General features: G+C 35.4%; 21 protein-coding genes. 11 read left to right on the forward strand and 10 right to left on the reverse strand.

Annotation, left to right across the window (positions count from 1 at the left end; all coding sequences use genetic code 11):
- The first annotated feature begins 12 nt into the window (after positions 1 to 12).
- Positions 13 to 576 (forward strand): hypothetical protein, encoded by a 564-nt coding sequence (locus H033_RS0116875; RefSeq protein ID WP_026839350.1) that lies wholly within the window; start codon positions 13 to 15, stop codon positions 574 to 576.
- A 231-nt stretch (positions 577 to 807) separates the two neighbouring features.
- A complete protein-coding gene (locus H033_RS0116880; protein WP_026839351.1) occupies positions 808 to 1,047 on the forward strand; it encodes a hypothetical protein in 240 nt (79 codons plus the stop codon).
- Positions 1,048 to 1,436: 389 nt separating this feature from the next.
- Here H033_RS0116880 and H033_RS0116885 read toward each other — a convergent pair whose 3' ends face one another.
- Together H033_RS0116885 and H033_RS0116890 are read right to left on the reverse strand one after the other, a co-directional pair.
- Positions 1,437 to 2,417 (reverse strand): PLP-dependent cysteine synthase family protein, encoded by a 981-nt coding sequence (locus tag H033_RS0116885; protein WP_026839352.1) that lies wholly within the window; start codon positions 2,415 to 2,417, stop codon positions 1,437 to 1,439.
- Between the two features lie 86 nt (positions 2,418 to 2,503).
- Positions 2,504 to 3,739, reverse strand: coding sequence for an ABC transporter permease (locus H033_RS0116890; RefSeq protein WP_026839353.1), 1,236 nt, complete (start codon positions 3,737 to 3,739; stop codon positions 2,504 to 2,506).
- Between the two features lie 9 nt (positions 3,740 to 3,748).
- Here H033_RS0116890 and H033_RS0116895 point away from each other — a divergent pair, with 9 nt between their 5' ends.
- Complete coding sequence (locus tag H033_RS0116895; protein WP_026839354.1) at positions 3,749 to 5,014, forward strand: exo-beta-N-acetylmuramidase NamZ domain-containing protein; 1,266 nt, start codon at positions 3,749 to 3,751, stop codon at positions 5,012 to 5,014.
- Between the two features lie 70 nt (positions 5,015 to 5,084).
- On the opposite strand, the gene H033_RS0116900 is transcribed toward H033_RS0116895, so the two are convergent.
- Entirely contained in the window at positions 5,085 to 5,582 is a 498-nt protein-coding gene (locus H033_RS0116900; RefSeq protein WP_026839355.1) for a YkgJ family cysteine cluster protein, read from the reverse strand.
- A gap of 12 nt (positions 5,583 to 5,594) precedes the next feature.
- Between H033_RS0116900 and H033_RS0116905 the strand changes: the two genes are divergently transcribed.
- A complete protein-coding gene (locus H033_RS0116905; protein WP_026839356.1) occupies positions 5,595 to 6,332 on the forward strand; it encodes a class I SAM-dependent methyltransferase in 738 nt (245 codons plus the stop codon).
- A gap of 86 nt (positions 6,333 to 6,418) precedes the next feature.
- Positions 6,419 to 7,195 carry a hypothetical protein gene (locus H033_RS0116910; protein ID WP_026839357.1) on the forward strand — a complete coding sequence of 259 codons (777 nt, stop codon included), beginning with the start codon at positions 6,419 to 6,421 and terminating at the stop codon, positions 7,193 to 7,195.
- 100 nt (positions 7,196 to 7,295) lie between these two features.
- Here the strand turns inward: H033_RS0116910 and H033_RS0116915 are convergent, their stop codons facing one another.
- The 4 genes from H033_RS0116915 to H033_RS0116930 form a co-directional block, all read right to left on the reverse strand.
- On the reverse strand, positions 7,296 to 8,927 hold the full coding sequence (locus tag H033_RS0116915) for an amidohydrolase (protein WP_026839358.1): 1,632 nt from the start codon (positions 8,925 to 8,927) through the stop codon (positions 7,296 to 7,298).
- Positions 8,928 to 9,100: 173 nt separating this feature from the next.
- On the reverse strand, positions 9,101 to 10,225 hold the full coding sequence (locus H033_RS0116920) for a hypothetical protein (RefSeq protein WP_026839359.1): 1,125 nt from the start codon (positions 10,223 to 10,225) through the stop codon (positions 9,101 to 9,103).
- A 366-nt stretch (positions 10,226 to 10,591) separates the two neighbouring features.
- Positions 10,592 to 12,322, reverse strand: a complete 1,731-nt coding sequence (locus H033_RS0116925) for a TonB-dependent receptor domain-containing protein (protein WP_026839360.1) — start codon at positions 12,320 to 12,322, stop codon at positions 10,592 to 10,594.
- Positions 12,323 to 12,353: 31 nt separating this feature from the next.
- On the reverse strand, positions 12,354 to 15,374 hold the full coding sequence (locus H033_RS0116930) for a tetratricopeptide repeat protein (protein ID WP_026839361.1): 3,021 nt from the start codon (positions 15,372 to 15,374) through the stop codon (positions 12,354 to 12,356).
- Between the two features lie 250 nt (positions 15,375 to 15,624).
- Here H033_RS0116930 and H033_RS0116935 point away from each other — a divergent pair, with 250 nt between their 5' ends.
- Together H033_RS0116935 and H033_RS0116940 are read left to right on the forward strand one after the other, a co-directional pair.
- Positions 15,625 to 16,308 (forward strand): cell division ATP-binding protein FtsE, encoded by a 684-nt coding sequence (locus H033_RS0116935; RefSeq protein ID WP_026839362.1) that lies wholly within the window; start codon positions 15,625 to 15,627, stop codon positions 16,306 to 16,308.
- Between the two features lie 1,314 nt (positions 16,309 to 17,622).
- Positions 17,623 to 18,588, forward strand: coding sequence for an IS110 family transposase (locus tag H033_RS0116940; protein ID WP_196809462.1), 966 nt, complete (start codon positions 17,623 to 17,625; stop codon positions 18,586 to 18,588).
- Positions 18,589 to 18,844: 256 nt separating this feature from the next.
- Here the strand turns inward: H033_RS0116940 and typA are convergent, their stop codons facing one another.
- The 3 genes from typA to H033_RS22210 form a co-directional block, all read right to left on the reverse strand.
- A complete protein-coding gene (typA, locus tag H033_RS0116945) occupies positions 18,845 to 20,644 on the reverse strand; it encodes a translational GTPase TypA (protein WP_026839364.1) in 1,800 nt (599 codons plus the stop codon).
- An 88-nt stretch (positions 20,645 to 20,732) separates the two neighbouring features.
- A complete protein-coding gene (locus H033_RS22205; RefSeq protein ID WP_231367651.1) occupies positions 20,733 to 20,900 on the reverse strand; it encodes a DinB family protein in 168 nt (55 codons plus the stop codon).
- Between the two features lie 98 nt (positions 20,901 to 20,998).
- Complete coding sequence (locus H033_RS22210) at positions 20,999 to 21,220, reverse strand: hypothetical protein (protein ID WP_051228030.1); 222 nt, start codon at positions 21,218 to 21,220, stop codon at positions 20,999 to 21,001.
- Between the two features lie 147 nt (positions 21,221 to 21,367).
- On the opposite strand from H033_RS22210, the gene kdsA reads away from it, so the two are divergent.
- The 4 genes from kdsA (at position 21,368) to H033_RS0116970 (ending at position 26,128) form a co-directional block, all read left to right on the forward strand.
- Complete coding sequence (gene kdsA / locus H033_RS0116955; protein ID WP_026839365.1) at positions 21,368 to 22,186, forward strand: 3-deoxy-8-phosphooctulonate synthase; 819 nt, start codon at positions 21,368 to 21,370, stop codon at positions 22,184 to 22,186.
- A gap of 227 nt (positions 22,187 to 22,413) precedes the next feature.
- Positions 22,414 to 23,565, forward strand: coding sequence for a hypothetical protein (locus tag H033_RS0116960; protein ID WP_026839366.1), 1,152 nt, complete (start codon positions 22,414 to 22,416; stop codon positions 23,563 to 23,565).
- Between the two features lie 73 nt (positions 23,566 to 23,638).
- The gene (locus H033_RS0116965) at positions 23,639 to 25,264 is read left to right on the forward strand and encodes a BCCT family transporter (RefSeq protein ID WP_026839367.1); all 1,626 of its coding nucleotides are present in this window, start codon (positions 23,639 to 23,641) and stop codon (positions 25,262 to 25,264) included.
- A gap of 6 nt (positions 25,265 to 25,270) precedes the next feature.
- The gene (locus H033_RS0116970; RefSeq protein ID WP_026839368.1) at positions 25,271 to 26,128 is read left to right on the forward strand and encodes a universal stress protein; all 858 of its coding nucleotides are present in this window, start codon (positions 25,271 to 25,273) and stop codon (positions 26,126 to 26,128) included.
- Positions 26,129 to 26,173: the final 45 nt, after the last annotated feature.

Here is a 26,173-nt window from a genome sequence, read left to right on the forward strand (position 1 = left end):
AAAATTTAATTTATGAAGTATTTGTTTTTATTGTTCGTATTTATTTTTGCCGACAACAGTCTCGCTCAAGATAAAAATCAAGCTCAAATTTTCTGGAATAACTTAAAAGAACACTGTGGAAAAGCATATGAAGGAAAGCTAGATGAATCTATAAAAAATGACAGTTTTTCTGGAAAAAAATTAGTGATGTATGTTTTGGCTTGCGATGAAAATACTATTAAAATCCCTTTCTATGTGGGAGCTGATAAATCCCGTACTTGGGTTTTAACTTTAGAAGGAGATCGAATAAAATTAAAACACGATCATCGTCACGAAGATGGTAGTGAGGACGCCATTACACAATATGGCGGAATCAGCACTAATACAGGGTCTGACAAGCTTCAGTTTTTTCCGGCAGATCAGGAAACCAGAGATCTCATAGGTTATGCTGCTACAAACGTATGGTGGATCACACTTGATGAATCTATTTTTTCTTACAACCTGAAAAGAATTGGAACAGATAATCCTGCTTTCAACGTTTACTTTGATCTCTCTAATCCTGTAGAGGCTCCGGAAGCTCCTTGGGGTTGGGAATAAAACCTTTTTAGACCAAGAATCTCGTGGAAAGCCAACGAGATATGTCCCGATAATTATTGGGCCTAGAAATGGACCCTCAATGAGCGATTAAAAAGGCATTTTCACCTTACTGTGGGGTGTTCTTATTTGGTGTCGAATGCTAATTCTTAGTTAACCCGGGACTAAAAAGGCTTTAGTTTTTTTTGCTGAAGTGCTGTTTTTATTTATCTTATATTTAATTAAATAAACTTTATGAGCCCAACCAATTCAGCCAATTCAGGAGACCAAAATAAAAAGTCGGTGCCAGATAACGGAATAGGTTCTGTAAAACCCCCAAATGATACTCCTGGCACAAAAAAAGGGGGTACGTCTTTACGCGAACATCCCAATAAGTTTATTCGGTTCTTTGCCAGGGCTGGTTTCACCGTTTGGATCATTGTAATGGCAATAGGAATGGCTATCGCTTTTGTAGTCTCCGTGTTTTTATTATGAAAATTCTTCGCTACGTTATTTTCTTTTTCCTTCTCATATTTATTGGCATTCAGTTATCCTACTATTTTGAGATAGCTCTTCCTAATTGGGCGAGATTTTATGTAAATAACTTTTTATGTATGCCCATAGTTCTTACTATATGTCTGCACGCAGTTCATTTTATAAAACGAGATTATACAATTAGACTCTCCCTCTTCACCACACTTTCATTAACCGTACTTTATGCCGTCTACTTTGAAATTTACCTTCCTCCGGTAGAACCCAGATATACTGCAGATATTCTGGATGTTATCATGTATCTAAGCGGAAGTTTGATCTTTTATTTTTTGCAATTCCGTAAATAAAAAAGACGCCCATCGGGCGTCTCCTAAAATCTATTTTTGTGATAATTATTCTATATAACCCATTTTCTTCATCCATTCGTCATTGAACATTTTTCCCACATATCTACTTCCATGATCATGGAACAAGACTACAACTACATCATCTTTTGTGAAATGTTCTTTTAATTGAAGTAGTCCCTTTACAGCAGCTCCCGCACTATTTCCAAGAAACATTCCTTCTTCTTTTGCAAGTCTCCGAGTATAAACTGCAGCATCTTTATCGGTTACTTTCGTGAAACCATCTATTAATGAAAAATCTACATTTTTAGGAAGAATATCTTCTCCAATTCCTTCAGTTACATAAGGATAAATTTCGTTTTCATCGAAGATCCCAGTTTCATGATATTTCTTGAATACCGATCCATAGGTATCTATTCCCCAAATTTTTATTTTTGGGTTTTGCTCTTTCAAATATTTAGCAACCCCAGAAATAGTTCCACCTGTCCCTACTCCTACTACGAAATGTGTGACCTTACCATCTGTTTGTTTCCAAATTTCCGGACCTGTACTTTCGTAATGCGCCTGTGTATTCGCCGGATTATCATATTGATTTACATACCAAGAATTAGGCGTTTCTTCAGCTAAACGTTTAGAGGTAGAATAATAAGATCTTGGGTCTTCTGGAGCCACATCTGTAGGGCAAACCACTACTTCACTTCCAACAGCTCTAAGAATATCCATCTTTTCCTTGCTTTGCTTATCACTAAGCACACAAATCATTTTATATCCTTTAATGATTGCTACAAGTGCCAATCCCATTCCAGTATTCCCTGAAGTTCCTTCTATAATGATGCCTCCTGGTTTTAGTTTTCCACTAGCTTCAGCTTCTTCGATCATTTTAACAGCCATTCTATCCTTTGCAGAATTTCCCGGATTAAAAGTTTCGTATTTTGCTAATACTAATGCATCAATCTCTGCGGTAAGCTTATTCATTTTTACCAGTGGGGTATTCCCAATGGTTCCTAATATATTTTCAGCGTATTCCATATTTTATTTTTGAAAGTGCAAAGATACTCTTCAGAATATCACTTTGCAAGGTTTTGAGTGAATCTGTAAATACAGTAACTCAGTAGTTAGTCGAATTTCATTGCTTTTACTGGTGAGATCTTGGTGATTATTATAGAAGGGATCAATAGCATGAGAAGACATAAGACCAAAGTTCCAATATTCACACCTAGAATATATTCCCAACCAATATAAACTGGAATTTCAGTAACATAATAGGTTTCTGGATTTAATGGGAAAAGTTTGAAATACTTCTGAATAAAAAGCAAACCTAATCCTATAAGGTTTCCCCAGAATAAACCTAAGAGAATTAAATAGGAAGCATTGTATAAAAAGATCTTTCTAATACTCCAGTCACTACCACCAAGTGCCTTTAAGATCCCGATCATCTGTGTGCGTTCTAAAATTAGAACCAGCAGCGCGGTAATCATATTGATTCCTGCAACCAGAATCATGATACCTATAATGAGTGCGATATTAAAATCGAATAAAGAGACCCACTCAAAAATAGAAGCGTATTTCTGTTTGATAGTCTGGGTATCCAAAAATGAATTGGTGTTGTCATAAACCTCTGCACCTTTAAGGTCTAATTCATCAAAATCTTCAATAAACACTTCAAATCCTCCTACCTGATTTTTATCCCAGCCATTAATTCGCTGAATATGTCGGATATCTGAGAGCATATAAAGCTTATCAAATTCCTGAAAGCCGGAATTGTAGATCCCTTTTACCATAAAAGCTCTTAACAATGGTGGTCTGCTAGCATCTTCCCTAAGAAAATAGGTGATAATCTTATCCCCAACTTTAAAACCTAATCTATTAGCGATGTATTGAGAAATGAGGACATCTTCATTTAGGTTATCAGTATAATCTGGCAATTCCCCATCTACTAAAAAGTCGGTAAAGTTCTCCCATTTAAAATCTGCACCAACTCCTTTTACAATAACTCCTTCAAAATCGGTTTCTGTTCTAATTATACCGGCCTTTGTAGCAATAGCCTGAACATGCGTAATACCTTCTACCGATTTGAATTCTGGATAAAAATCCTGTTCAAGAGAAACAGGCATTAAAGAAACTTGGGAACTGTTATTATCGTAACTCTGAATAGTGATATGCCCATTAAAAGCTGCGATCTTTTCACGTATCTTAACCTGAAGCCCCATCCCGGTTGCAAAAGAAACTAGCATCATAATCACCCCAATAGCGATTGCTGCAATTGCAATTTTTATAATCGGTGCCGAAATACTACTTTTATACTTCTTTGCCCGGATAAGCCGTTTGGCTATAAAAAATTCTAAATTCAAGATAGATTCATGGTTTATAGATTCTTCAAAAATACATTTTTATTCGTTCTTATGCTTAGTGTTTCCTGCGGGAGAGGAACTGGACAAATTAACTCAGAAGCTACGGATGTATCTAAGGAAAAAGATTCGATTATTTCTACTGAAAAAATCTCACCAGAATTAGTTTTGGGCGCTAATAGAACTGAAGCTTACCTCCCTATACTGAAGAACAAGAAAATAGGAATTGTAGGCAATCAAAGTAGTTTGATCTTGAGTAGTTCTGCGGAAAGCAAAACCCCGTCCTACACCCACGTAGTTGATTCTTTAGTGTCTTTAAATATAGATGTCGTGAAGATTTTTTCACCAGAACATGGCTTTCGTGGTACCGCCGATGCCGGAGAAACCATAAAAGATGGAAAAGATTTAAAAACAGGAATTCCCATTATTTCCCTTTACGGAGATAATAAAAAGCCAAAAGCAGAGCAATTAAAAGGCATTGAGGTAATGATATTTGATCTTCAAGATGTAGGCGCCAGATTCTACACCTATATTTCGTCCTTACATTATGTGATGGAAGCATGTGCGGAAAATAGTATTCAGCTTATTATTCTGGATAGACCTAATCCTAATGGCCATTATATTGATGGCCCAGTTTTAAATCCAGCTCATAGTAGTTTTGTGGGAATGCATCCAATTCCTGTTGTTCATGGATTAACTATGGGAGAATATGCACAGATGATCAATGGAGAAAAATGGTTGAAAAATGGGATTCAGTGTGACCTGCAGATTATTGAAATGGAGAATTATACTCATGTTCTTAAATATGAACTTCCTGTAAAACCCTCACCAAATTTACCCAATTCGAAGGCCATTAATTTATATCCTAGTTTGTGCTTTTTTGAAGGTACTAATGTGAACGCGGGAAGAGGAACGAATAAACAATTTCAAGTTTATGGCTCTCCTTTTTTGAACAAGGATTTCTATAACTATTCTTATGCGCCAGAATCTTTAGATGGCGCCAAAAGTCCTAAACATTTAGGAAAACTTTGTTATGGAGAAGATCTTAGCAATGCTCCATTCCTTGAAGGGATAAATTTGAAATGGCTTGTAGACGCATATAAGAATACTGAAAATCAGAAAGATTTTTTTAATTCCTTTTTCACAAAACTTGCGGGTGGCCCAGAACTTCAAAAACAAATTGAAGCAGGAGTGACTTCAGAAGAAATCAAAGCTACTTGGCAAGAAGACCTTTCAGCATTTAAAAAAATGAGGGCAGAGTATCTAATTTATAAGTAATAAACAAAATTGCCACGAATACACGAATACTTTTTTAAATACTTACTTATTTAAAAATTGAAACTGCTAACTACTTCAATTTAATTCTCTTTTTCATTTCCTCCACGATATTATAAGCTGCCGGGCAAATAGCGGTATTGTTCAAGGTAATGTTTGAGATCTTATGAAAATCCTTTCTATCGGTATGTGGATATTCCCTGCAAGCTTTCGGACGTACCTCATAAATAGAACAATAATTATCTTCCCCTAAAAAGCTACATGGAACTTGCTTCAACACATGATCATTATCCTCATCTACCCTTAAGTAAGTCTCAATAAATTGAGCGGGTTTCTGCCAGAAATGTTTCGAAATTCGTTCTATATCTCTATTGGTAAATAAAGGCCCTGTTGTTTTACAACAATTGGCGCAGGTAAGACAATCTGTGCGCTTAAATTCTTCTTCATGCAATTCTTGCATTTGTAAGTCCAAATGCTTGGGTGGCTTTTTACGTAGCTTAGCAAAGAACTTTTTATTCTCCTTATGCTTATCTTTGGCCTTTTTCGGGAGATCTTTCAGAATTTCTTCCATAAGCGCAAAGATATGAAGAAGCAAGTAAGCAGCAAGGCTACAATAGATGTGTTTGGTAAAGCTATTTCAGCATATTATCTTGAGAAAGATGAAACCCCAATATTGGTGCATTCTCTAGATTTTGATGATGATGAGATCTTGGTTCCTTATCTGTTTAGAGATTTTAAAGATATGCCGCCATTAGAACAAGCTGCCTTAGAAAAGGCCTCAGGAAGAATTCTAGATGTTGGATGCGGCGCAGGAAGTCATTCATTATTTCTTCAGAATGTAAAAAAATTAGAGGTCACGGCTATAGATATTTCTGAAGGGGCTTTGGAAATTTGTAAAGCGAGAGGAATTAAAGATGCAAGGAACATTGATTATTTCGATCTAAAAGATGAAAAATTTGATACTATTCTTTTATTGATGAATGGTACAGGAATTATTGAAAAGTTGGAAAATCTAGATCGATTTTTTCAGTATTCAAAAACGCTATTATCTAAAGATGGACAAATTTTAATAGACTCCTCAGACCTAAGTTATTTGTTTGATCCAGATGAAGATGGAGGAATTTGGATAGATCCTGATGCACCCTATTACGGTGAATTAGAATTTAGTATTAGTTATAAAGGAGAACGATCTAGTGAATTTAACTGGTTATATCTGGACTATAATAGTTTAGCACTTGCTGCAGAAGGGAATGATTTTAGCTGTGAACTGGTTAAGAAAGGCGAGCATTTCGATTATTTGGCGGTGTTAAAACCTTTATAGCTTAGAGTTCGTAAGTATTACTACTTATATTTATCTATATTCATTAATAATTTTAATTTTTAGTCACCCTATTTTTAAACCATCCTATGAAGATTCCAAAAATAATCCTGCCTTTTTTATTACTCCTTTTAATAATTGGTTGTTCTAAAGATTCGACCGATTCAGATAATGGAACTCCACGGGTAGATAAAAGTGCAAATTTAAAAGCTCTAGGAGCTTCTGCAAATGAACTTTTAAGCGATGTGAAATTCACGTCTTTAACAGTAGAAGTAGTTTATGTAACTGGTTTTAAACCAACAGATGTAGCCCTAAATAATTTATCAGAATTCTTATTAGAACACACATTTAAACCAGATGGGGTTAAAATCACCACTCGCGCAGTAGCCAGTTCTAATAAAGCACCCTTTTCTATTGAAGAAATTGCACAGGTTGAAGCAGATGAGCGTAGTGTTTATAACGCAGGAGATGAGATTGCTGTTTTTCTTTATGTGGCTGATGGAAGCAATGAAAATGATGAAGATAATAAAGTGGTTTTGGGCTCGGCTTTTAGAAATACTTCTATAGTGCTTTACGGTAAGACCATAGAAAAAATCGCCAATAATTCACCTTCTACAGCTAAGAGTGATGTAGAATCTGCTGTTCTTAATCATGAATTTGGTCACTTATTTGGTCTGGTAGACGTTGGATCCCCAATGCAGGTAGATCATGAGGATTCAGAAAGTCAGGCCCATTGTAATGTAAGTGGTTGTTTGATGACTGCCAATATTGAGTTTGGAGGGAGTATTATTGATATGATAGATAATAATATCCCAGAATTAGAAGATCTTTGTATTAACGATCTAGTTGCCAATGGCGGAAGATAATTTTTCCTCTTCCCCACCTAAATCTTCATCCCCTCCTAAATCCTTCCCAGAGGGGAGGACTTTTACATAAGTAAGCTTTAGAATTTCAGAATTGATAATTTTAATACACTTTTTCTCCGTTCACATAGGTTTGTAAGACTTTAATGTTTGGAATTTCATTCTCATCAACTTCCATAATATTCTTATCAAGGATTATGAAATCGGCGAATTTACCTGTTTCTATACTTCCCTTTTCCTCTTCTTCAAAATTAGCGTACGCTGCCCAAATGGTCATTCCCTTTAAGGTTTCTTTTCTGGATAATGCCTGCTCCATTCTATAACCACCCTCTGGATAGTTCTTAAGATCTTTTCTAGCTGTTGAAGCATAAAAAGTATAGAACGGGCTCACTTCTTCCACCGGAAAATCTGTCCCCAAAGCTACAATTCCTGCCTGATCTAGTAATTTTTTAAAGGCATACGCCCCTTTTATCCGGTCGGCGCCAAGCCGATCTTCTGCCCAATACATATCGCTTGTTGCATGTGTAGGTTGTACAGACGGAATAATGTTTTTGCTGAAATATTTAAAGTCTGCAGAATCTATTACTTGTGCATGTTCTACTCGCCATCTGCGATCTTCCTTTCCCTTTAATAATTCATCATAGGTTTTAAGCACTAATCTATTAGCAGAATCCCCAATGGCATGTGTATTCATTTGAAATTTTGAATTAGCTACTCTTTGAGCTGTTTTCTTAAAATCTGCTACCGGAGATAACAAAGCGCCATAGTGACCTTCAAGATCTGAATAGGGTTCCATTAAGGCCGCTCCTCTCGATCCTAAGGCACCATCTCCATAGAACTTCACAGAGCGCACATTTAATCTTTCTGTTTTAATAGGCTCCTTCCCTAAGTAAAAATCAAGGTTTTCTTTCGTGTTACTTATCATCGCATAGATCCGGGTCTTTAAACTTCCAGCTTTTTGCAAACTATCTATCAGCTGAATTGTTTCCTTATCTATTCCAGCATCTACCACCGTAGTTAATCCATAACTAAATGAGATTTTTTGAGCATCCATCAACGCCTGAATTTGCTCTTTTTTTGAAGGTTGTTCTACCGAATCATAAACAAGACTCATAGGGTTATCTATTAGAATTCCTGTAAGTTGTCCATTCTTAACTTCAATAGCACCACCTTCTGCTTTAGTATTTAAAGTAATCCCTGCTTTATGTAAGGCAGCTTGATTCACCAATAAAGCATGCCCGTCTATTCTGGTAATTGCCACTGGAGTATCAGGGAATAAACTATCCAGTTTCTCTTTGGATGGAAATTCTTTGACTTCCCAATCATTCTGATCCCAGCCTCTACCTGTTATAAAGTTTACATTTCGCTCTTTCTGAAAAACAACTATTCGGTCCAAAACCTCTTTAAAACTATTGGTGCCCATTAAATCTACTTTTTGTTGTTGCAAGCCCATTCTATAAAAATGTGCATGTGCATCTATAAAGCCTGGGAGAATAGTTTTTCCTTCTGCATCCAGTTTTTCTTTGAAATCATATTTTTCCTGGAGTGCTTCAACAGTTCCTGTTTCTAAAAATTTTCCATCCTTAACTACGAAAGCTTCAGTAGTGGAAAAAGTGGAATCTACTTTATAAATTTGTGCATTAAACACCAAAAGATCTGCTGATTGTTTTTCTTCAGAATTACAAGAGATTAATAGAACGAGTAGTATTCCTAAAAAAGATAATTTATTAAGCATATTTAATATTTTTCGTAAAAATAACTAATGTGATCTAATTAGGATGGTTTTACTAAGAATGTTTCAGTATTAAAAGCTTCTACAGTATTTATAAAATTCAATATCGAGAAATTCAATTGCAAAAAAAAGATCAAGATTCAAATCTCGATCTTTTTTAATATAAACTTGAATATCTAACCTAATCCAATAGCATCTAAAAGTGCTTCCCTAATACTAGGATTTGCAGCTGCGGCTAGAGCCACAGAAATTATAAGACCTATAGCAGCGTAAGCGAAATCTTTAAAGATCATTCTTCCTGCTTTCTTACGGTGTTTTTTACCTTTCTTAGTTCGCGCGAGGCTTATTGCAATCTCACGCCCCCCAATAATACCAAGGAATAACCAAGTTGTGCTCATTGGAACGGTACTAATAAATAACTTATAGATAAGTAAGATCACATAAGTAGCATCTACTAATGTCGCTGCGCGAATATCAGAGATCCTGGCTTTCTCGCTTACCACCTTCTGAATTTTATCTCCACGTAAATAAAACAACAATCCAAGTCCTGCAAAAATGGTAGTTGCAAAAATTATAAATTGAGTAAGTGTTTGTTGTCGTGGTAGATATACAGCGATATTCGCACCATCCTGCATTACCCAGACAGCCCATAAAGACCCACTTACTACCCATTGTAAAACACTCCATCCCCTATGAAATTTTCTACTTTTAAAGAATTTTTTAATAAGGTTATAAGAGAAATACCACACTGCAAAAGATAAAATAAATGCCATTGCATAGCCCGATAAACTCTTAATTACTACTGATGTTATTCCAGATGTATCTGCACTAAACACCGATAAAATAAGGAATGTCGTAGAAACTGGCATTCTCAATCTTGTTAAGATCAATAACACCAAAGGAGCAATTATCTGAAAAAAGCTGAAATTTTCCGGATGAGGATATTTGGTAGTCCCATCGGGTTTTAAAAGTCTTTGGAAGGTAACATCCCCATCAAAATAAACCCAGCTAGAAATAACTGTGACAAGAAAGATACCTCCAATATATAGCCATAACACCCACCATCTTCTGGTCTTATTGCTTTCAATAAATGTCCCTAAAGACTGGATGCTATCATTTGCAACTGTTGCATAAGCTGCAAAAAAGAAACCAAGCCACATTGCCGCCTGGCTATTTCCTGTAAAAATTCCGGCTAAAACAATTCCAATAATTATTAAAGCTAAAAATGCCTTTTCCTGAATCATGAAATCTAAAATATTCAGGTATGGCCGTGATCTATCGCTTCTTTTAAACTTACTCATCTAGTTAGGGTATTTGTGTTCAATAGGAAATAAGTATTATTGAATGTTTGATTTATTTTTTGCCTTACCGGGTTCAAAAATAAACTTTTTAAATTAATAAGGAATTATGTTAGATGATAGATGTTAGATATTGGTCTTTAGATGCTGGATGTGCGAAGGGAGTAGTGAGATGTTCGATATATTCATAATCATATGCGCAGTTTTAAGAACCTTAAGAAACCCATATTTGCCAGATAATCAGTACGAACTATATTTTATCTGACAGCAATGATTTCTGCTGAATAATCATCCACATATTGAATTTTTACAAAAAACAAAAAGGGCTATTCCAGAAGAATAGCCCTTTTATAATTGATTAATTATCTGCTAATTATAATCGAATTTATAGGTTGCACCAGCCATTACCTGAATCCCTTGAACCGGAAAGTTAGACCAGCGTTCGTAGTTATCTCCCAATAAGTTATTCCCTTTTGCAAAAATGGAAAGTTGATCGTTGAATCTATACCCAAGATTTGCATTTAGATCTGTAAAACCATCTAAAGTAATTGTTCTACTTCCCAATGCACCACCCCCGTCTATTGTTTCTTCTCTATCTTTTCTTTCTCCTGTATAAAATAAGTTAGCACCAGCAAACCATTTTTCAGTTATCTGATAGTCCATAAATAAAGAGGCTTTCATTTCTGGCAAATTCCATGTTTCAGCTTCGAATTCAGAATTATAACTAAAGAAAGATCCATTCAGCCCTAATTTAAAATCCCTATTCACATCTACATTGATCTCTCCAGAAAATGATAGTGTGTTTATATCATCGTAAACAACTCCAAATGAATTTCCGTAGGCGTAATCCTCTGTACTAGAAGGATTGCTTAAGTTAGCTAGGAACAATTCCTTATTGATCTCTGATGTGTAGCCTCCTTTAAGATTATAGCCAATACTATTGGTAAGTTTTCCTTTTGCACCAACATAAGCATCATAGGATTTATCTGTAGGTGAAATATTCAAGGTTGGAGATACATATGGATTTTCCTGAGCAAAGTTATAGTAGGTATTCTGACTCAAACTTCCTTCTAACCCTGCATACGGGATAAAGAAGTCTCCAGCCAACCTGTAACTAGCAGTTACCTGAGGATAAATATAAAAACTGTTATCGCTATTTTCTGTATCCAATCCATACACAAAAGAAGCTCCTAAATTCAAAGTAAGATCATCTCTTAAAATCAGCAAACTAGGTGTAATCCCGAAAATCATTTGAGAATAATTCAGCTCATTTGGATCGTTATATCCTTTATCGAATTTCCCACTTAATACATCTGCAAAAACTTTTGTGCTTATTAATTCGTCTGCAATGTTAACTTCAAAAGCTCCATCGGCTTTAAAATTATGTTCAGCAGAATCATAAGAATCTCCGAAATATCTATAGTTGGCCGAGGCCTTATTCAGGAAAGAATCATATAATTCCAATTCCCCTCCAAGGCTTCCAGAAAAGTAATTCTGCTGAGGATCTATACCAGTAACTAATTCATTAGTCAATCTTGTTTGCTCTGGTAATCCGTACCAGTTGAATAATTGATGCTGTAATCCTAATTCGGTATTCCAAGAACTCTTCTTGTTTCTGGAACTATAATTCAAATTAAGTTCTGTGTCATAAAATGTATCGTCCAATCTCACATCCTCTATCCCGCCTTGAGAAGAATTATGGGTAAGATACACGCCAAAATTATCACTTTTACTGATCTCCAAATTACTATAAAACTCAGCCAGAACATTGGAATAGGTTCCAAATCCAAGCGTGATATAATTATCATATAATTTTATTCTTTTATCTTTTTCAACTTTCGTTGCTCGCCCTTTGGAAGGTGTAAATGTTGAGGCCACGGGCACAGAAAAAATACTGTATTTAATAGGTTTCTTTTCTAAACTTACAGAATCCCCTAAAACAGGAGTTTCCTTAATTTTAAAAGCATCGTTCACGGAAGGTGTATAAGGCTTCACAACAATCACCGTTTCGTTACCCAAAGGTTTATCCTGAGCCACCAAAACACCGGTAAATAAAAATGACAATAAAAACAGACTTCTTTTAATTGAAGGGGTTTGCATATTGAGGTACTTAAATGTTAGTTTGATAATATTAGTTTCTTGTGTCTACAGAAGCGTTGGTCTTAGCTTCCATCGCCTTGATTTTATTCAATTCGATTTGTGCTTCTTTAACCACATCTGGATAATCCTTAAAATTCTTGATCACATTATCCAAAATATAGGTGGCTTGGTAAGCATCTTTTAAAGCATAGAAATTCTTGGCCATAACAACCAATCCTTTTGCTCCATAGAATTTATAACCTGAATAATCTTTAGCTAATTTTTGAACAGATTCATTAGAAGCTTTAAAATTGGATGCTTTATTTTTAAAATAAGCATCGTAATAAAGTGCTTCTGCAGCTAATTCTCCAGTTGCTATTTTAAGTACTTCAGCATAGGCATTCTTCGCCTTGTTCTCATCGCCTGTGCTAAATGCAGATCTGGCAATGATCACTTGCGCATCAGATTTCACGTTGTTTTCTATAGAAGAATTTTTAAGCACTTTTTCAGCATAAGAAACCGCTTTTCCAAAATCTTTAAGCTCATAGTAAGATTTCATGAGGTTAGACTGTGCGTAGATCACATTCTGATCGAAATCTGCTTCGTTTTCTAATCTTTGTAACAATGGCAAGGCATCTTGATAGTTTCTTTTCTCTAAATAGATCTGAGATAATCTTGCTAGGGCTTGTTCAGAAAACTCACTTCTTGGTTTGTTTACCACAAACTTGTAATTAGAAATAGATTTATCCTTTTGATCGTCTCTAAAATAAAGCTGCGCTAAATAGAAGTTACTCTTCAAAGAATTTAATCCATTAGGGAAAGTTTGAAGATATTTCTCGAATCCGGTTTTTGCGGCAGCTGTATTGTTATTCAAATATTGTTTTTCTGCAGCTTCAAAAGTGGTGTTATCAAGATCTGCATCAGTAACTTCCACAAAATCTACATTTCTCACCCAAGCAGCATATTCATCGGTCTTTCCAAGATCTATATAGATCAACCTTGCAGTGGTAACCGCTTGTAAAGATTCTGGTGTATTTGGATAATCTGCAACTACTTTCTTGAAACGCTCCAAAGCTTTATTAGCCTGATCTCCATTATAATAAATAAGTCCTTGCTTTAACATAGCCTGAGGTACAAAAGCACTTCCCGGCACATCACGAATCAATTTATTATAAGATTCTATACCTTTTGCAGTATTATTCATAGCTACATAGGTATTTCCAAGTTCATACATCGCATCATCTCTATAAGAAGAGCGCGGATATTTATTAGTAAAACTACTTAACTCTTCGATCTTGCTTTCGTTTCGATCTATAAACCCGTAACTAATAGCTTTTTGATAGGCTGCATAATCTGTATTTCCAAGATTCATATCGATAGCTTTGGTATAAGCTTCCATTGCAGGCCAGTATTTACTTGTCACAAAATAAGTATCTCCCAATCTTGTATAAGCATCATTCCTCCTAGCATTATCTTTTTCAGAATTATTGGCGTATCTATTAAAGAAATCGATCGCTTTTCCATATTCCTTTTGTTTGAAGTAGCTATATGCAATATTGTAATCTAGGTTTTCTTTTTCAGCTAAACCTGCACTCCCGCTCATGGAATTAAACTCCTGATATCCTTTTAAGGCTTCCTGCATTCTATTTAAATTGAAATCGCTTTCTGCTTTCCAAAAAACTGCTTTCGCAGATATTTCCGGATTCACTCTATTCTTTAAGGCTTTTTCGAAATTGATACTCGCATTTCTATAATCGTCATTCTCATATAATTCCAATCCGTAGAAATAAGCAACTTTTTGATAAGCTCCCTTATCGCTGAAGTTCTTATTGGTTTCCAACAATTCCATCGCTTTTTCATAATTCTTGGAAGTGATAAAAGAATCTATTAGCAAAGTTTCCATTTCAGATTTTACTGAAGTGTTTGGGTATTTATTCAAATAATTAATGATCACTTCAGAAGGACTCATATAACTATTCCCAACTTCATAACTCAATTTTGCATAATTCAAAAATGCATCTTCTTGCAATTTGGCATCAAAATCCATTTCGCTTGCATTCTTAAACGCATTAAGTGCTTCTTGCTTTTTACCTGAATTTAAATATGACTGCGCTAGATGGTAATACGCATTTTGAGCAATGCTGTTATTTCCGTCTATGATCTTATTAAATTCTGAAATAGCACTTTCGTAGTCTCCCTGCTTGTAATAAGCATATCCTAGTTGGTAATAATCGGTATTCGTCCATTTTCCTCGTAAACCTTTATATTCTTTTAAATAAGGAATGGCTTCTTCATATTTACCAAGATTGAAATAGCTCTCACCAATAATTTTATTAAGCTGAGAGATCTCATCTCTATTTGCTTTTGGTAGTTGTTCTAATCCTAAAGCGATCGCTTTTTCAAAATTTCCAAGCTTAAAACTCATATCACTTTGGAAATAAGAAAGGTTTTCAGAATATCTGTCTTCCCCTTTTACTTCTTCAAAAAGTTCATTTGCCTGCTCATAATCATCACCTTCATAAGCCATATATCCTAAATAATACTTGGCCTGAGAACCATATTCCTTGGAGTCGCGCACTTTATTTAAATAAGTTGCAGCCTGTTCAAAATCATTAGAAGAATAATAAGCATACCCATTATTAAAATAATAACGCTCCTTGTCTTTCCGGCTCATTCCCTTTTCATCTACCTTATCATACCACTTCCTGGCATAAGAATATTTTCCGGTCTGGAAATAATAATCGGCTACATCTATTAATGCGGTATTTCTTTTTGTAGAAGTTGGATAGCGCTCTACGAAATCTTCCATTAACTTATCTGCTCCAGGCTGTCCTAGTCTTACAGCAGCATTTGCAATATAATAGGCACAGTCTGAAACTGTTTTTTCATCTTCGGCTTTATCCTTCACTTCATCAAACAAGGTTTGAGCAGGTAAAAACTGCTCATTATTATAAAGCGCTAAAGCTTTATTAAACTTTACCAGATCGTTTGTATTGATAGCAGATTGTTGTGCAAAAAGGGAAGAAAAAAATAAGAAGAAACCAACAAAAAGGGATGCGGAATATCGTGTCATTAATTTTTTTTTAGGTTGATGAATCAAAGATACTTAAACACTTATTTCATAACGCAACATCGATGCGATAATTATGTTAATATAGAAAAAAGTGTTTTGGGGCTTTATAAAATTAGCCAGTAGTATATGCTTTCTCTAAATAAAATGCTTTACAGAGAATCTAATATGTCATCTAAAAAGAAATATAAGAAACAGATGAAAAATGTATATTTACCAATAATTTTAACCTATTTAATCACAATCCTACCATATGTCTAACATTGTCCTAGAATTAAAAAATGCAGCAATCTATCAACGAGAGAGTTTAATCTTATCTGAAGTAGATGTAACCATCAATAAGGGGGATTTTGTTTATTTAATTGGAAAGACCGGAACCGGAAAAAGTAGTTTTATGAAAACGCTTTACGGAGATCTTCCGCTTACTGAAGGAGAAGGTAGTATAGTAGATTATAATCTTAGAACTCTAAAGGAAAAAGATATACCGTTTCTTAGAAGAAAACTAGGAGTGATTTTTCAGGATTTTAAATTGTTGAATGATAGAAATGTTCGTGAAAACCTAATTTTTGTATTAAAGGCAACCGGTTGGAAAGAAAAACCATCTATGGAGCGCAGAATAGATGAAGTTTTGGATAAAGTAGGAATGAAATCCAAAGGTTTTAAATTCCCATATCAACTTTCGGGAGGAGAACAACAGCGAATCGCTATCGCCCGTGCCCTTTTAAATGACCCAGAGTTAATACTGGCCGATGAACCTACCGGAAACCTGGATCCACAGACCTCTGTAGAAGTAATGGAGGTGTTACAAGAAATAAGCAAGAACGGAAACACCATTCTAATGGCAACTCATGATTATGCCTTACTGCTGAAGTATCCTTCTAAAACATTAAAGTGTGATGGAGAACGTGTTTTTGAGGTAGTACAGAAATCTTTATAGTTAGTGTCATTTCGAAGGAGCTTTTTTTGCGACTGAGAAATCTCAGAGAACCAATATTCTTTTCTATCGAGATTCCTCCTTTGTCGGAATGACAAACTTAACAATCCCACTTCGACAAGCTCTGTGTGACAATAAAATTTCTTTGTCATTCTGAAAGCAGCGTAGCGGATTGAAGAATCTCAGAGATCTGCTTTTTTCTAAAAGAGATTCCTCCTTTGTCGGAATGACAAAAGTGCTAATGTCATTCTGAAAGCAGTGAAACGGATTGAAGAATCTCAGAGATCTGCTTTTTTCTAAAAGAGATTCCTCTTCCGTCGGAATGACAAACTTAACAATCACACTTCGACAAACTCAGTGTGACAATAGAATTTCTTTGTCTTTCTGAAAGCAGCGTAGCGGATTGAAAAATCTCAGAGAATCTGCTTTTTTCTGAAAGAGATTCCTCCTTTGTCGGAATGACAAAACTCATAAATGTCATTCTGAAAGCAGCGTAGCGGATTGAAGAATCTCAGAGATCTGCTTTTTTCTAAAAGAGATTCCTCCTTTGTCGGAATGACAAAAGTGCTAATGTCATTCTGAAAGCAGTGAAACGGATTGAAGAATCTCAGAGATCTGCTTTTTTCTAAAAGAGATTCCTCTTCCGTCGGAATGACAAACTTAACAATCACACTTCGACAAACTCAGTGTGACAATAGAATTTCTTTGTCTTTCTGAAAGCAGCGTAGCGAATTGAAGAATCTCAGAGAATCTGCTTTTTTCTGAAAGAGATTCCTACTTCGTCAGAATGACAAAACTCATAAATGTCATTCTGAAAGCAGCGTAGCGGATTGAACAATCTCAGAGAATCTGCTTTTTTCTATCGAGATTCCTCCTTCGTCGGAATGACAAAACTCATAAATGTCATTCTGAAAGCAGCGTAGCGGATTGAACAATCTCAGAGATCTGCTTTTTTCTAAAAGAGATTCCTCTTCTGTCGGAATGACAAACTTAACAATCACACTTCGACAAACTACCATTGACGTATTTTTCGTTGCCCCAAATAAGAGACCCTGAAACTAGTTCAGGGTGACGATACTTTTTTAACTGCCGTCATCCTATGTTTGTAAATAGGATTTATTGAGTTGTTAAACTTTTATAATTTTATGGTTTAACAATAGAAGGAGAAAGAGCAAGACAATTGCTCGTCATTGGTCTTAAAGACAGTTCAGCATGCTTGTCCCTTTCTCCCAGTGCTTAAATTTTGAACAGTTCATTAGGCCGAGAGCCTGCATTTAGGATTGATAAAATAAAAAGCACTTATTTAAAATGAACATTATGAACAAATTTATTGGAATCGACATTAGCAAGCAAACCTTTGATGTTTCCTTTTCAAAAAAGAAACAGGAGGTTTTCGACAACAACCAGAAAGGTTTTAAAAAGATGTTCAAGGACATTGATCCTGAAACTGGGGTTGTAATGGAAGCGTCAGGCCCTTATTATTTGAACCTAGCGACATTTTTGCACAATAAAAAGGTAAGGGTTTTTGTAATAAATCCTCTAAAAATCAAACGCTTCAGCCAAATGAACTTTAACCGTGCCAAGACGGACAAAAAGGATGCAGAGGTCATCCGTAACTATGCTTTGAAGATGCAGGAAGATTTGAAAGAATGGAAGCCTGAGCCCAAGCATATCAAAGATATGAAACAACTCCACACCTCTATTGAGTTGTTGAACAAACAGCTGCAACAGACAAAGAACCAATTAGGTGCTTTTGAAGATAGTGGTTCTGTGTGTAAGGAATTGGGAAAAAGCTTTAGAAGTATCCTAAAGAAGCTGGAAAAGGAAAAGGAAAGATTGGAAGGACAAATGTTGGCTTTGGGAAAAGAGGAATACCAACAAACCGTAAAATCACTTACTTCCATTCCTGGGATCGGCGATAAGACCGCCATTATGCTAATTGCCATTAGCGGAGATTTTGAAAAATTCGATCATTATAAACAGTTGATTGCATATGTGGGGTTTAGCCCAAGAATATATCAATCGGGAACAAGCGTTAAAGGGAAAGGGCATATCTGTAAAATGGGCAAGTCCCAGATCAGAAAATTACTTTACATGTGCAGCTGGACAGCTAAACGATATAATAAGGCCTGTGTGGAAATGTACGAGCGTTTGGAAAAAAAAGGAAAGCCGGAAAGGGTAATCAAAATAGCAATAGCCAATAAGCTTTTGAAACAAGCCTTTGCAATTGCAAAAAACAAAACAACATTTGATAAAAATTATCAATCAAAAGTTTGTTTTTAAGCACAGTTCATGCTGAACTCGTTTCAGCATCTTTCATAGGTCAATTTACTACGCTAGATAATTTTTTTATCAGGGGTCTCAGTGTGACAATAAAATTTCTTTGTCTTTCTGAAAGCAGCGTAGCGGATTGAAGAATCTCAGAGAATCTGCTTTTTTCTGAAAGAGATTCCTCCTTTGTCGGAATGACAAAACTTAGAAAAAACAAAAAATCCCGGACCTTGCAGTCCGGGATTTTTTTTATAAATACTTTTCAGTACTAGTTTATTTTATTTCTCTTACGTTCACTTTCGGTAAGATAGATCTTACGCAAACGAATATGTTTTGGAGTTACCTCTACATACTCATCTTTCTGAATGTATTCTAAAGCTTCTTCTAAAGAGAATTTTATTGCCGGAACAATCTTCGCTTTATCATCTGCTCCAGAAGAACGTACGTTAGACATTTTCTTTGTCTTAGTAATATTCACAGCCATATCATCCTGACGAGAATTCTCACCAATAACCTGACCTTCATAAATATCTTCACCCGGATCTACAAAGAATTTACCTCTATCTTGTAATTTATCTATAGAATAAGGAATTGCTTTTCCTCTTTCCATAGAAACTAAAGATCCATTCTGACGTTCTGGAATACCACCTTTTAAGGGTTGGTACTCTTTAAAACGGTGAGACATAATTGCTTCACCTGCAGTTGCAGTAAGCAAGTTATTTCTTAAACCTATAATTCCGCGAGATGGGATTAAGAATTGAATAGTCATACGGTCACCTCTAGCTTCCATACTTGTCATTTCTCCTTTTCTCATAGAAACCATTTCCACAGCTTTTCCTGAAACAACTTCTGGAAGATCTATCGTCATTTCTTCAACTGGCTCACATTTAACACCATCAATTTCTTTGATGATAACTTGTGGCTGACCAATTTGAAGTTCGTAACCTTCTCTTCTCATTGTTTCAATAAGAACAGACAAGTGAAGTACTCCACGACCAAACACCATAAATTTATCGGCACTATCTGTAGCTTCAACTTTTAAAGCAAGGTTCTTTTCAAGTTCCTTAGCCAAACGCTCTCTAATATGTCTAGATGTTACAAATTTACCGTCTTTTCCAAAGAATGGAGAATCGTTAATTGTAAAAAGCATACTCATAGTAGGCTCATCTATAGCAATCGTTTTTAATCCTTCTGGGTTTTCAAGATCGGCAACAGTATCACCAATTTCAAATCCTTCTAGACCAACGATAGCACAAATATCTCCTGCCTCAACTTCATCTATCTTTCTTCTTCCTAAACCTTCAAAAGTATGAAGCTCTTTAATCTTGGTCTTTTTGATGCTTCCATCACGCTTAACCAAAGAGACAGCCATACCTTCTTTTAAAGTTCCTCTTTGTAATCTTCCAATTGCAATTCGTCCTGTAAAGGATGAAAAATCTAAAGAAGTGATCAACATTTGAGTAGTTCCTTCTTGAATTTTCGGAGATTCAATATGCTCTAATACCATGTCTAACAATGGCTCAATATTATCTGTTTCATTTCTCCAATCGTCACTCATCCAGTTATTCTTAGCTGAACCATAAACCGTTGGAAAATCTAGTTGCCATTCTTCAGCACCTAATTCGAACATTAAGTCGAAAACCTTCTCATGAACTTCATCTGGAGTACAGTTTTCTTTATCAACTTTATTAATAACGACACAAGGCTTAAGACCAAGGTCAATCGCTTTCTGAAGTACAAATCTCGTTTGTGGCATTGGTCCTTCAAAAGCATCAACTAATAGAAGAACTCCATCTGCCATATTTAATACTCGCTCTACCTCTCCACCAAAATCGGCGTGACCAGGAGTATCAATAATATTAATTTTTGTGTCTTTGTAGATTACAGAAACGTTTTTAGAAGTAATTGTAATACCACGTTCTCTTTCGAGATCATTGTTATCTAGGATAAGATCACCAGTATTTTCGTTATCACGAAAAAGGTGACAATGGTACATAATTTTATCAACCAGGGTGGTTTTACCGTGATCAACGTGTGCAATAATTGCAATATTTTTAGTAGCTTTCATATAAACGCCTCATTTTTAAGGCTGCAAAGGTACGTTTTATTTTATGAAATTCACTATATGCTCTCCCCTATAAAATATAAGTTTTTTTCTAATCATTTTCATCAGTAGAAGGACCATAAGTAGCCGGCACAAGAATATCCAACAGTCTAAAATAAACACCCAATTGTGCTCTATGATGTGGTAACTGATTTAAAACCATGCTGCGTAAAACATTAATCCTTGGCATCTCCATAAGCGTTTCCCCGCCCAGGCTCATTTTTCAATTCTTCAGATATTCTGAACCTTCTTTTTTCAAGGATTCTTGTGCCTCCGAAGCATTTTTCTTTAAAGCCGCTATCAACTCCTCAACCGACTTTAACTTTGTGGTTTGTAATCATCCATAATCATTTCCTCCATCTCCATAGTTCCTGTAATCCAACTAGGAATTTCTGCTAAATGATTTCCTAGCTCTAGAACGCTCATGGATTTATTATGAGGTTTCCAAATCAATTTATCTTCAGGAATTCTCTTTAAAAATTTCTCGGTGAGCATTACTTCATGTTGTAATTCGGGCACTAGTAATTCTTGGATTTTCATGATGTGCGGCTTTAATAATCTACCTTAATTTACAACTATTTGAGTTTTTAAAATTTAAAACTGTTTTTTATTCTCTACTTGAATTCCTGTATTTTTAGAATGCCCATAACTTTCTATATCATTATCTTTGTGCCATAACTGAACATAATGAAACTAGATAGAATTCCTCAAATACAACATATCAATTCAAATAACTTCTTTTTACTTGCTGGTCCTTGTGCTATAGAAAGTGAAGAAATGGCTTTAAGAATTGCCGAAAAAGTTATGGAGATCACTAATAAATTAGAAATTCCTTTTATTTTTAAAGGCTCCTTTAAAAAGGCGAATAGAAGTAGATTAGATAGTTTTACAGGAATTGGTGATGAAAAAGCTTTAAAGATCTTGAGAAAGGTTTCTGAAACTTTTAAAGTTCCAACAGTTACAGATATTCATGAGGTTTCAGATGCCTCCATGGCAGCAGAATATGTAGATGTTTTACAGATCCCTGCTTTCCTTGTAAGACAGACAGATCTTGTTGTTGCAGCAGCAAACACAGGAAAAGTGGTGAATTTAAAAAAAGGACAGTTTATGAGTCCCGAAAGCATGAAACATGCGGTAACTAAGGTGACCGATTGTAATAATGAACAAGTGATGATCACCGATAGAGGCACCATGTTTGGATACCAAGATATGATAGTAGATTTTAGAGGCATCCCAACTATGAGGCAATATGCGCCTACTGTTTTAGATGTTACACATTCTTTGCAACAACCTAATCAAAGCAGCGGAGTTACAGGAGGAAGACCAGATATGATAGAAACCATTGCAAGAGCAGGAATTGTAAATAACGTGGATGGATTATTTATAGAAACACATTTTGATCCTGCCAATGCAAAAAGCGATGGTGCAAATATGCTAGATCTAAAATATTTAGAGAAGTTATTAACCAATCTGGTAGCCATTAGAAAGACAGTTAATTTATTATAACCAAGCAAATTCTTTAAACAGAAAACTCCTGCTGTATGTAGGAGTTTTCTGTTTAAAGAATTAAATCTCAACTAGAGAATTAGCTATTTCTAGCATATTTTGAAATATCAATTTGTTATAGCTTTCCTAAATAGATCTATAAACCGTTATAGAAGTCGTAGTTTTGCAGATTCGAAATATCCCCCATAACAATCCAAAAAAATTTAGTTAACCTTATATTACCCTACATGATAGATAAAATTATCCATTTATTTTTTTCGAAGCAACTTTTTCTAGTTCTATTAACACTGTGCTTTGTATTGCCAACATTTGCGCAGGATACTCCACAATTAAAGTTGGGAGGGGCGCTGCGTTTTAATTACAACCTATCATCTTGGAAAGATGGACAAAAAAAACGAGGAGGTGATTTTGGCTATGATATGTTTAGAGTGAATGCCGAAGCTGCTTATAAAGGAATATTTCTTAACGCCGAATATCGTTTATATTCAGAAGGCTTTGGAGGAGGTTTCCTAAAACAAGGTTGGCTAGGTTATAAATTCAATGAATTAGATCAAATTCATGTGGGTCTTACACAAGTCCCTTTTGGAATTCAGCAATACAACTCAAATAACTGGTTCTTTAATCTTACATATTATGTTGGGATGGAAGATGACCACGATATGGGTGTAAAATACATACATTCCGGAGAAAAATTTGAATACCAACTGGCATTCTTCAAAAATGCGGAGGAATTAAGATTTGGTAACAATACAGAAAGTTCTCCAAATAGATATTCGTATGATATTGTTGGAAGAAATAAAGAAATAAATCAGTTCAATGGAAAGTTCATTTATAAATTTGGAAAAGATGCTGCACATAGGCTGGGCTTTTCAGCTGAATATGGCAAGCTTTACAATCTAGATACTGAAGAGCTAGGAGATCATGGTGCACTCGCTGCCCATTACGAGGTCACCAAGGGAAAGTGGAATGCAAGGGCTCAATTTATTACAGCTTCTAATGATCCAGCAAATGCTGAAGGAGAGTCTAGAGATGTGGTAATCATGGCTGCTTATGGCGCTCCTTACGAAGTTGCTGCTCATTTTAATATGTATTCTTTAACAATTTCCAGAAATGTTCCTGTAGAATGGGGGCCAATTTCCAATTTGCAATTTTATAATGATTTTGGTTATATGCAGAAGAAAACTAAGGGTTTTGAAGACTCTTATATGAATGTTACCGGAGTGCTGGTAAGTGCCGGAAATGTATATACCTATGTAGATTATGCTGCCGGATACAATCATTCCTGGTTAGGCGGAAATTTTGTAGACGATTTCTCTTCTGGAAACCCAGATGCTAAATGGGAAGCTAGATTCAACATCAATATTGGTTATTATTTTTAATAATAATCTAATAACTTATAGCATTCATATTCTAAAAGAACTAATTCCCTACCAATTTTAAAAAACCTGTTTTATGGCTAAGAAAATTATAAGAAGTGATGAAAAAAAATCCATTTTTGGATTAGAAGTGAATGGCCCTGTGTTTTTTACCTCGGCTATTACCATCATCATCATCATAACATTAACCCTGATGTTTAAAGAGCAGGCAGAGGGATATTTTACCGCAACTCAGGATTTTGTTGCAAATAAGGCGGGTTGGTTTTTTATATTAAGCGTAAATGTTTTTCTGATATTTATGATTTATCTGGCCTTCAGTAAATTTGGGCAGTTAAGGATTGGAGGACAAAGCGCGAAACCCGAATTTAAAACCCTTTCTTGGTTCGCGATGCTATTTAGTGCGGGAATGGGAATTGGGTTGTTGTTCTGGAGTATTTCTGAACCTATCTACCATTTCTTAAGTCCGCCAATGGCAGAAGGCGGAACTGCCGAGGCAGCTAAGGAAGCTATGAAATTTACCTTTTTACACTGGGGTTTTCATGCATGGGCAGTTTATGCATTGGTAGGATTATCCCTGGCGTATTTCACTTATTCTCGTGGACTTCCACTAACTATCCGCTCTGTATTCTATCCTTTTTTAGGAGATAAAATTTACGGAAAAATTGGAGATGCTATAGATATCTTCGCTGTACTAGCCACTTTATTTGGTCTTGCCACTTCTTTAGGATTGGGGGTTCAACAAATTGCGGCAGGATTAAACCACCTCTTTGGAATAGATAGCGGTGTACAAACTCAAATTTTTCTAATTGCCGGAATAACGGCAATTGCTACTGTTTCAGTTGTTTTGGGAGTAGATAAAGGAGTGAGAGTTTTGAGTGAATGGAATATGAGAATAGCTGTGCTATTTCTTCTAATAGTATTGGTATTAGGGCCAACGATCTTTATTTTTAAATCCTTCGTACAAAATACAGGGAATTATTTATCTGGTTTTCTTGAAATTTCAACCTGGACAGAAAGCTATACCGGTTCCAATTGGCAAAATGCCTGGACCGTATTTTACTGGGGATGGTGGATTGCCTGGTCTCCTTTTGTAGGAATGTTTATTGCACGTATTTCCAAAGGGCGTACCGTGCGTGAGTTTATTTTGGGAGTTTTATTAGTGCCTTCTATTGTAACTTTTTTCTGGATCTCAGCTTTTGGAAGCACAGCCATACATCAAGCGCTTCTTGGAGATGAGACTATTATAAATGCGGTAAATGATAATGTTGCCACTGCCCTTTTTGTGTTTTTGGAAGATTATCCTTTCGCATTTATTCTTAACATTATTGCAATAATATTAATTGCAGGGTTCTTTGTTACCTCTTCAGATTCTGGATCTTTGGTGGTAGATAATTTAACCTCTGGAGGTAAAATAGATGCACCTGTAGGACAAAGAATCTTTTGGGCCATTGCGGAAGGTAGTATTGCTGCAGTTCTTTTGATTGGAGGGGGATTACAAGCACTTCAAACAGCCACTATAGTAACAGGATTACCCTTTGCCTTGATTTTAATAGTCATGTGCTTCTCACTTTACAAAGGTTTAAGTGAGGACCTAGAAAAACTTAAAAAACGAGAATCCCAGAAAGAGCTCGAGAATTATGAAGGAATAGTTTCCGACATAGTAAAGAAAAGAAATACAAATCAGCAAAACACTTTAAAATAGTTCGCTATGTACAATATTAAAAACATTCTAGTTGCCCTCGACTTATCTGATATAGATGACACTTTAATTAACTACGCTTCATTTATTGCGGAAACGTTTAAAGTAGATAAGGTATATTTTGTGCATAATATAAAGAAATATGAAATCTCAGCATTGTTCGAAGAACAGTTAAAAAATCTAAATCTTGATGAAATAATTGGGGATGAGTTAAATGAAAAGGTAGAGGAGAAATTCAAAGCCCCTGTAGAATGGGAAGTACTTATTTCAGAAGACCCTTATTCAGAATCTCTTATAAATTATATCGTAAATAAATACGAGATCCAACTAGCCATTATTGGTAACAAGAATAAAGTAAAAGGATCAGGAGTGGTAAGTCTGAAATTGCTTCGTATGCTTAAATGCAATATCCTATCTATTCCAAAAAACGCAAAACCAGAAATCACTAATGTTTGGGCAGGAGCAGATTTTTCTACCGCTTCCAAAAAAGTATTTGAGTTGACTGATCTATTACAGAACAGCACTAACGCAAACGCAAAAGCAGTGCACGTTTATAACATGCCTGTTCAATTCTCTCCTTACATACCTAAAGAAAACCTCGATCTTAAAATTGAAAAACATTTAAAAGAACGTTATGAGAAGTTTGTGAAAAAACTTCATTTAACAAGAGAATTAGAACTTGAGATCATTCCAGGAAGAGAAACCGGAGTCGCTGAAAAATTGCAAATAAAGGCAAAGAACTCTAAAGTGGATTTAATTGTTTTAGGAGATAAAGGTGGAAACACTTTTTCTTCGCTTCTTATAGGTAGTGTAACCGAAGAACTTTTTAAGCAGGATTTGGATGTACCATTATGGATCACTAAGTAATAGTAGATCCTTTTATATAAAAAGCTTGTAAATAGTAATTGCAAG

The sequence above is a fragment of the Gillisia sp. JM1 genome (assembly GCF_000424645.1).
Taxonomy (GTDB): domain Bacteria; phylum Bacteroidota; class Bacteroidia; order Flavobacteriales; family Flavobacteriaceae; genus Gillisia.

Excerpts from the sequence above, each read along its gene's own strand:
- H033_RS0116960 (WP_026839366.1), top strand. The coding sequence starts at position 22,414 with ATGATAGATAAAATTATCCATTTATTTTTTTCGAAGCAACTTTTTCTA.
- H033_RS0116925 (WP_026839360.1), bottom strand. The coding sequence starts at position 12,322 with ATGCAAACCCCTTCAATTAAAAGAAGTCTGTTTTTATTGTCATTTTTA.
- H033_RS0116895 (WP_026839354.1), top strand. The coding sequence starts at position 3,749 with ATGGTTTATAGATTCTTCAAAAATACATTTTTATTCGTTCTTATGCTT.
- typA (WP_026839364.1), bottom strand. The coding sequence starts at position 20,644 with ATGAAAGCTACTAAAAATATTGCAATTATTGCACACGTTGATCACGGT.
- H033_RS0116935 (WP_026839362.1), top strand. The coding sequence starts at position 15,625 with ATGTCTAACATTGTCCTAGAATTAAAAAATGCAGCAATCTATCAACGA.
- H033_RS0116920 (WP_026839359.1), bottom strand. The coding sequence starts at position 10,225 with ATGAGTAAGTTTAAAAGAAGCGATAGATCACGGCCATACCTGAATATT.
- H033_RS0116970 (WP_026839368.1), top strand. The coding sequence starts at position 25,271 with ATGTACAATATTAAAAACATTCTAGTTGCCCTCGACTTATCTGATATA.
- H033_RS0116900 (WP_026839355.1), bottom strand. The coding sequence starts at position 5,582 with ATGGAAGAAATTCTGAAAGATCTCCCGAAAAAGGCCAAAGATAAGCAT.
- H033_RS0116880 (WP_026839351.1), top strand. The coding sequence starts at position 808 with ATGAGCCCAACCAATTCAGCCAATTCAGGAGACCAAAATAAAAAGTCG.
- H033_RS0116940 (WP_196809462.1), top strand. The coding sequence starts at position 17,623 with ATGAACAAATTTATTGGAATCGACATTAGCAAGCAAACCTTTGATGTT.
- H033_RS0116965 (WP_026839367.1), top strand. The coding sequence starts at position 23,639 with ATGGCTAAGAAAATTATAAGAAGTGATGAAAAAAAATCCATTTTTGGA.
- H033_RS22205 (WP_231367651.1), bottom strand. The coding sequence starts at position 20,900 with ATGAGCCTGGGCGGGGAAACGCTTATGGAGATGCCAAGGATTAATGTT.
- H033_RS0116875 (WP_026839350.1), top strand. The coding sequence starts at position 13 with ATGAAGTATTTGTTTTTATTGTTCGTATTTATTTTTGCCGACAACAGT.
- H033_RS0116885 (WP_026839352.1), bottom strand. The coding sequence starts at position 2,417 with ATGGAATACGCTGAAAATATATTAGGAACCATTGGGAATACCCCACTG.
- H033_RS22210 (WP_051228030.1), bottom strand. The coding sequence starts at position 21,220 with ATGAAAATCCAAGAATTACTAGTGCCCGAATTACAACATGAAGTAATG.
- H033_RS0116905 (WP_026839356.1), top strand. The coding sequence starts at position 5,595 with ATGAAGAAGCAAGTAAGCAGCAAGGCTACAATAGATGTGTTTGGTAAA.
- kdsA (WP_026839365.1), top strand. The coding sequence starts at position 21,368 with ATGAAACTAGATAGAATTCCTCAAATACAACATATCAATTCAAATAAC.
- H033_RS0116930 (WP_026839361.1), bottom strand. The coding sequence starts at position 15,374 with ATGACACGATATTCCGCATCCCTTTTTGTTGGTTTCTTCTTATTTTTT.
- H033_RS0116910 (WP_026839357.1), top strand. The coding sequence starts at position 6,419 with ATGAAGATTCCAAAAATAATCCTGCCTTTTTTATTACTCCTTTTAATA.
- H033_RS0116915 (WP_026839358.1), bottom strand. The coding sequence starts at position 8,927 with ATGCTTAATAAATTATCTTTTTTAGGAATACTACTCGTTCTATTAATC.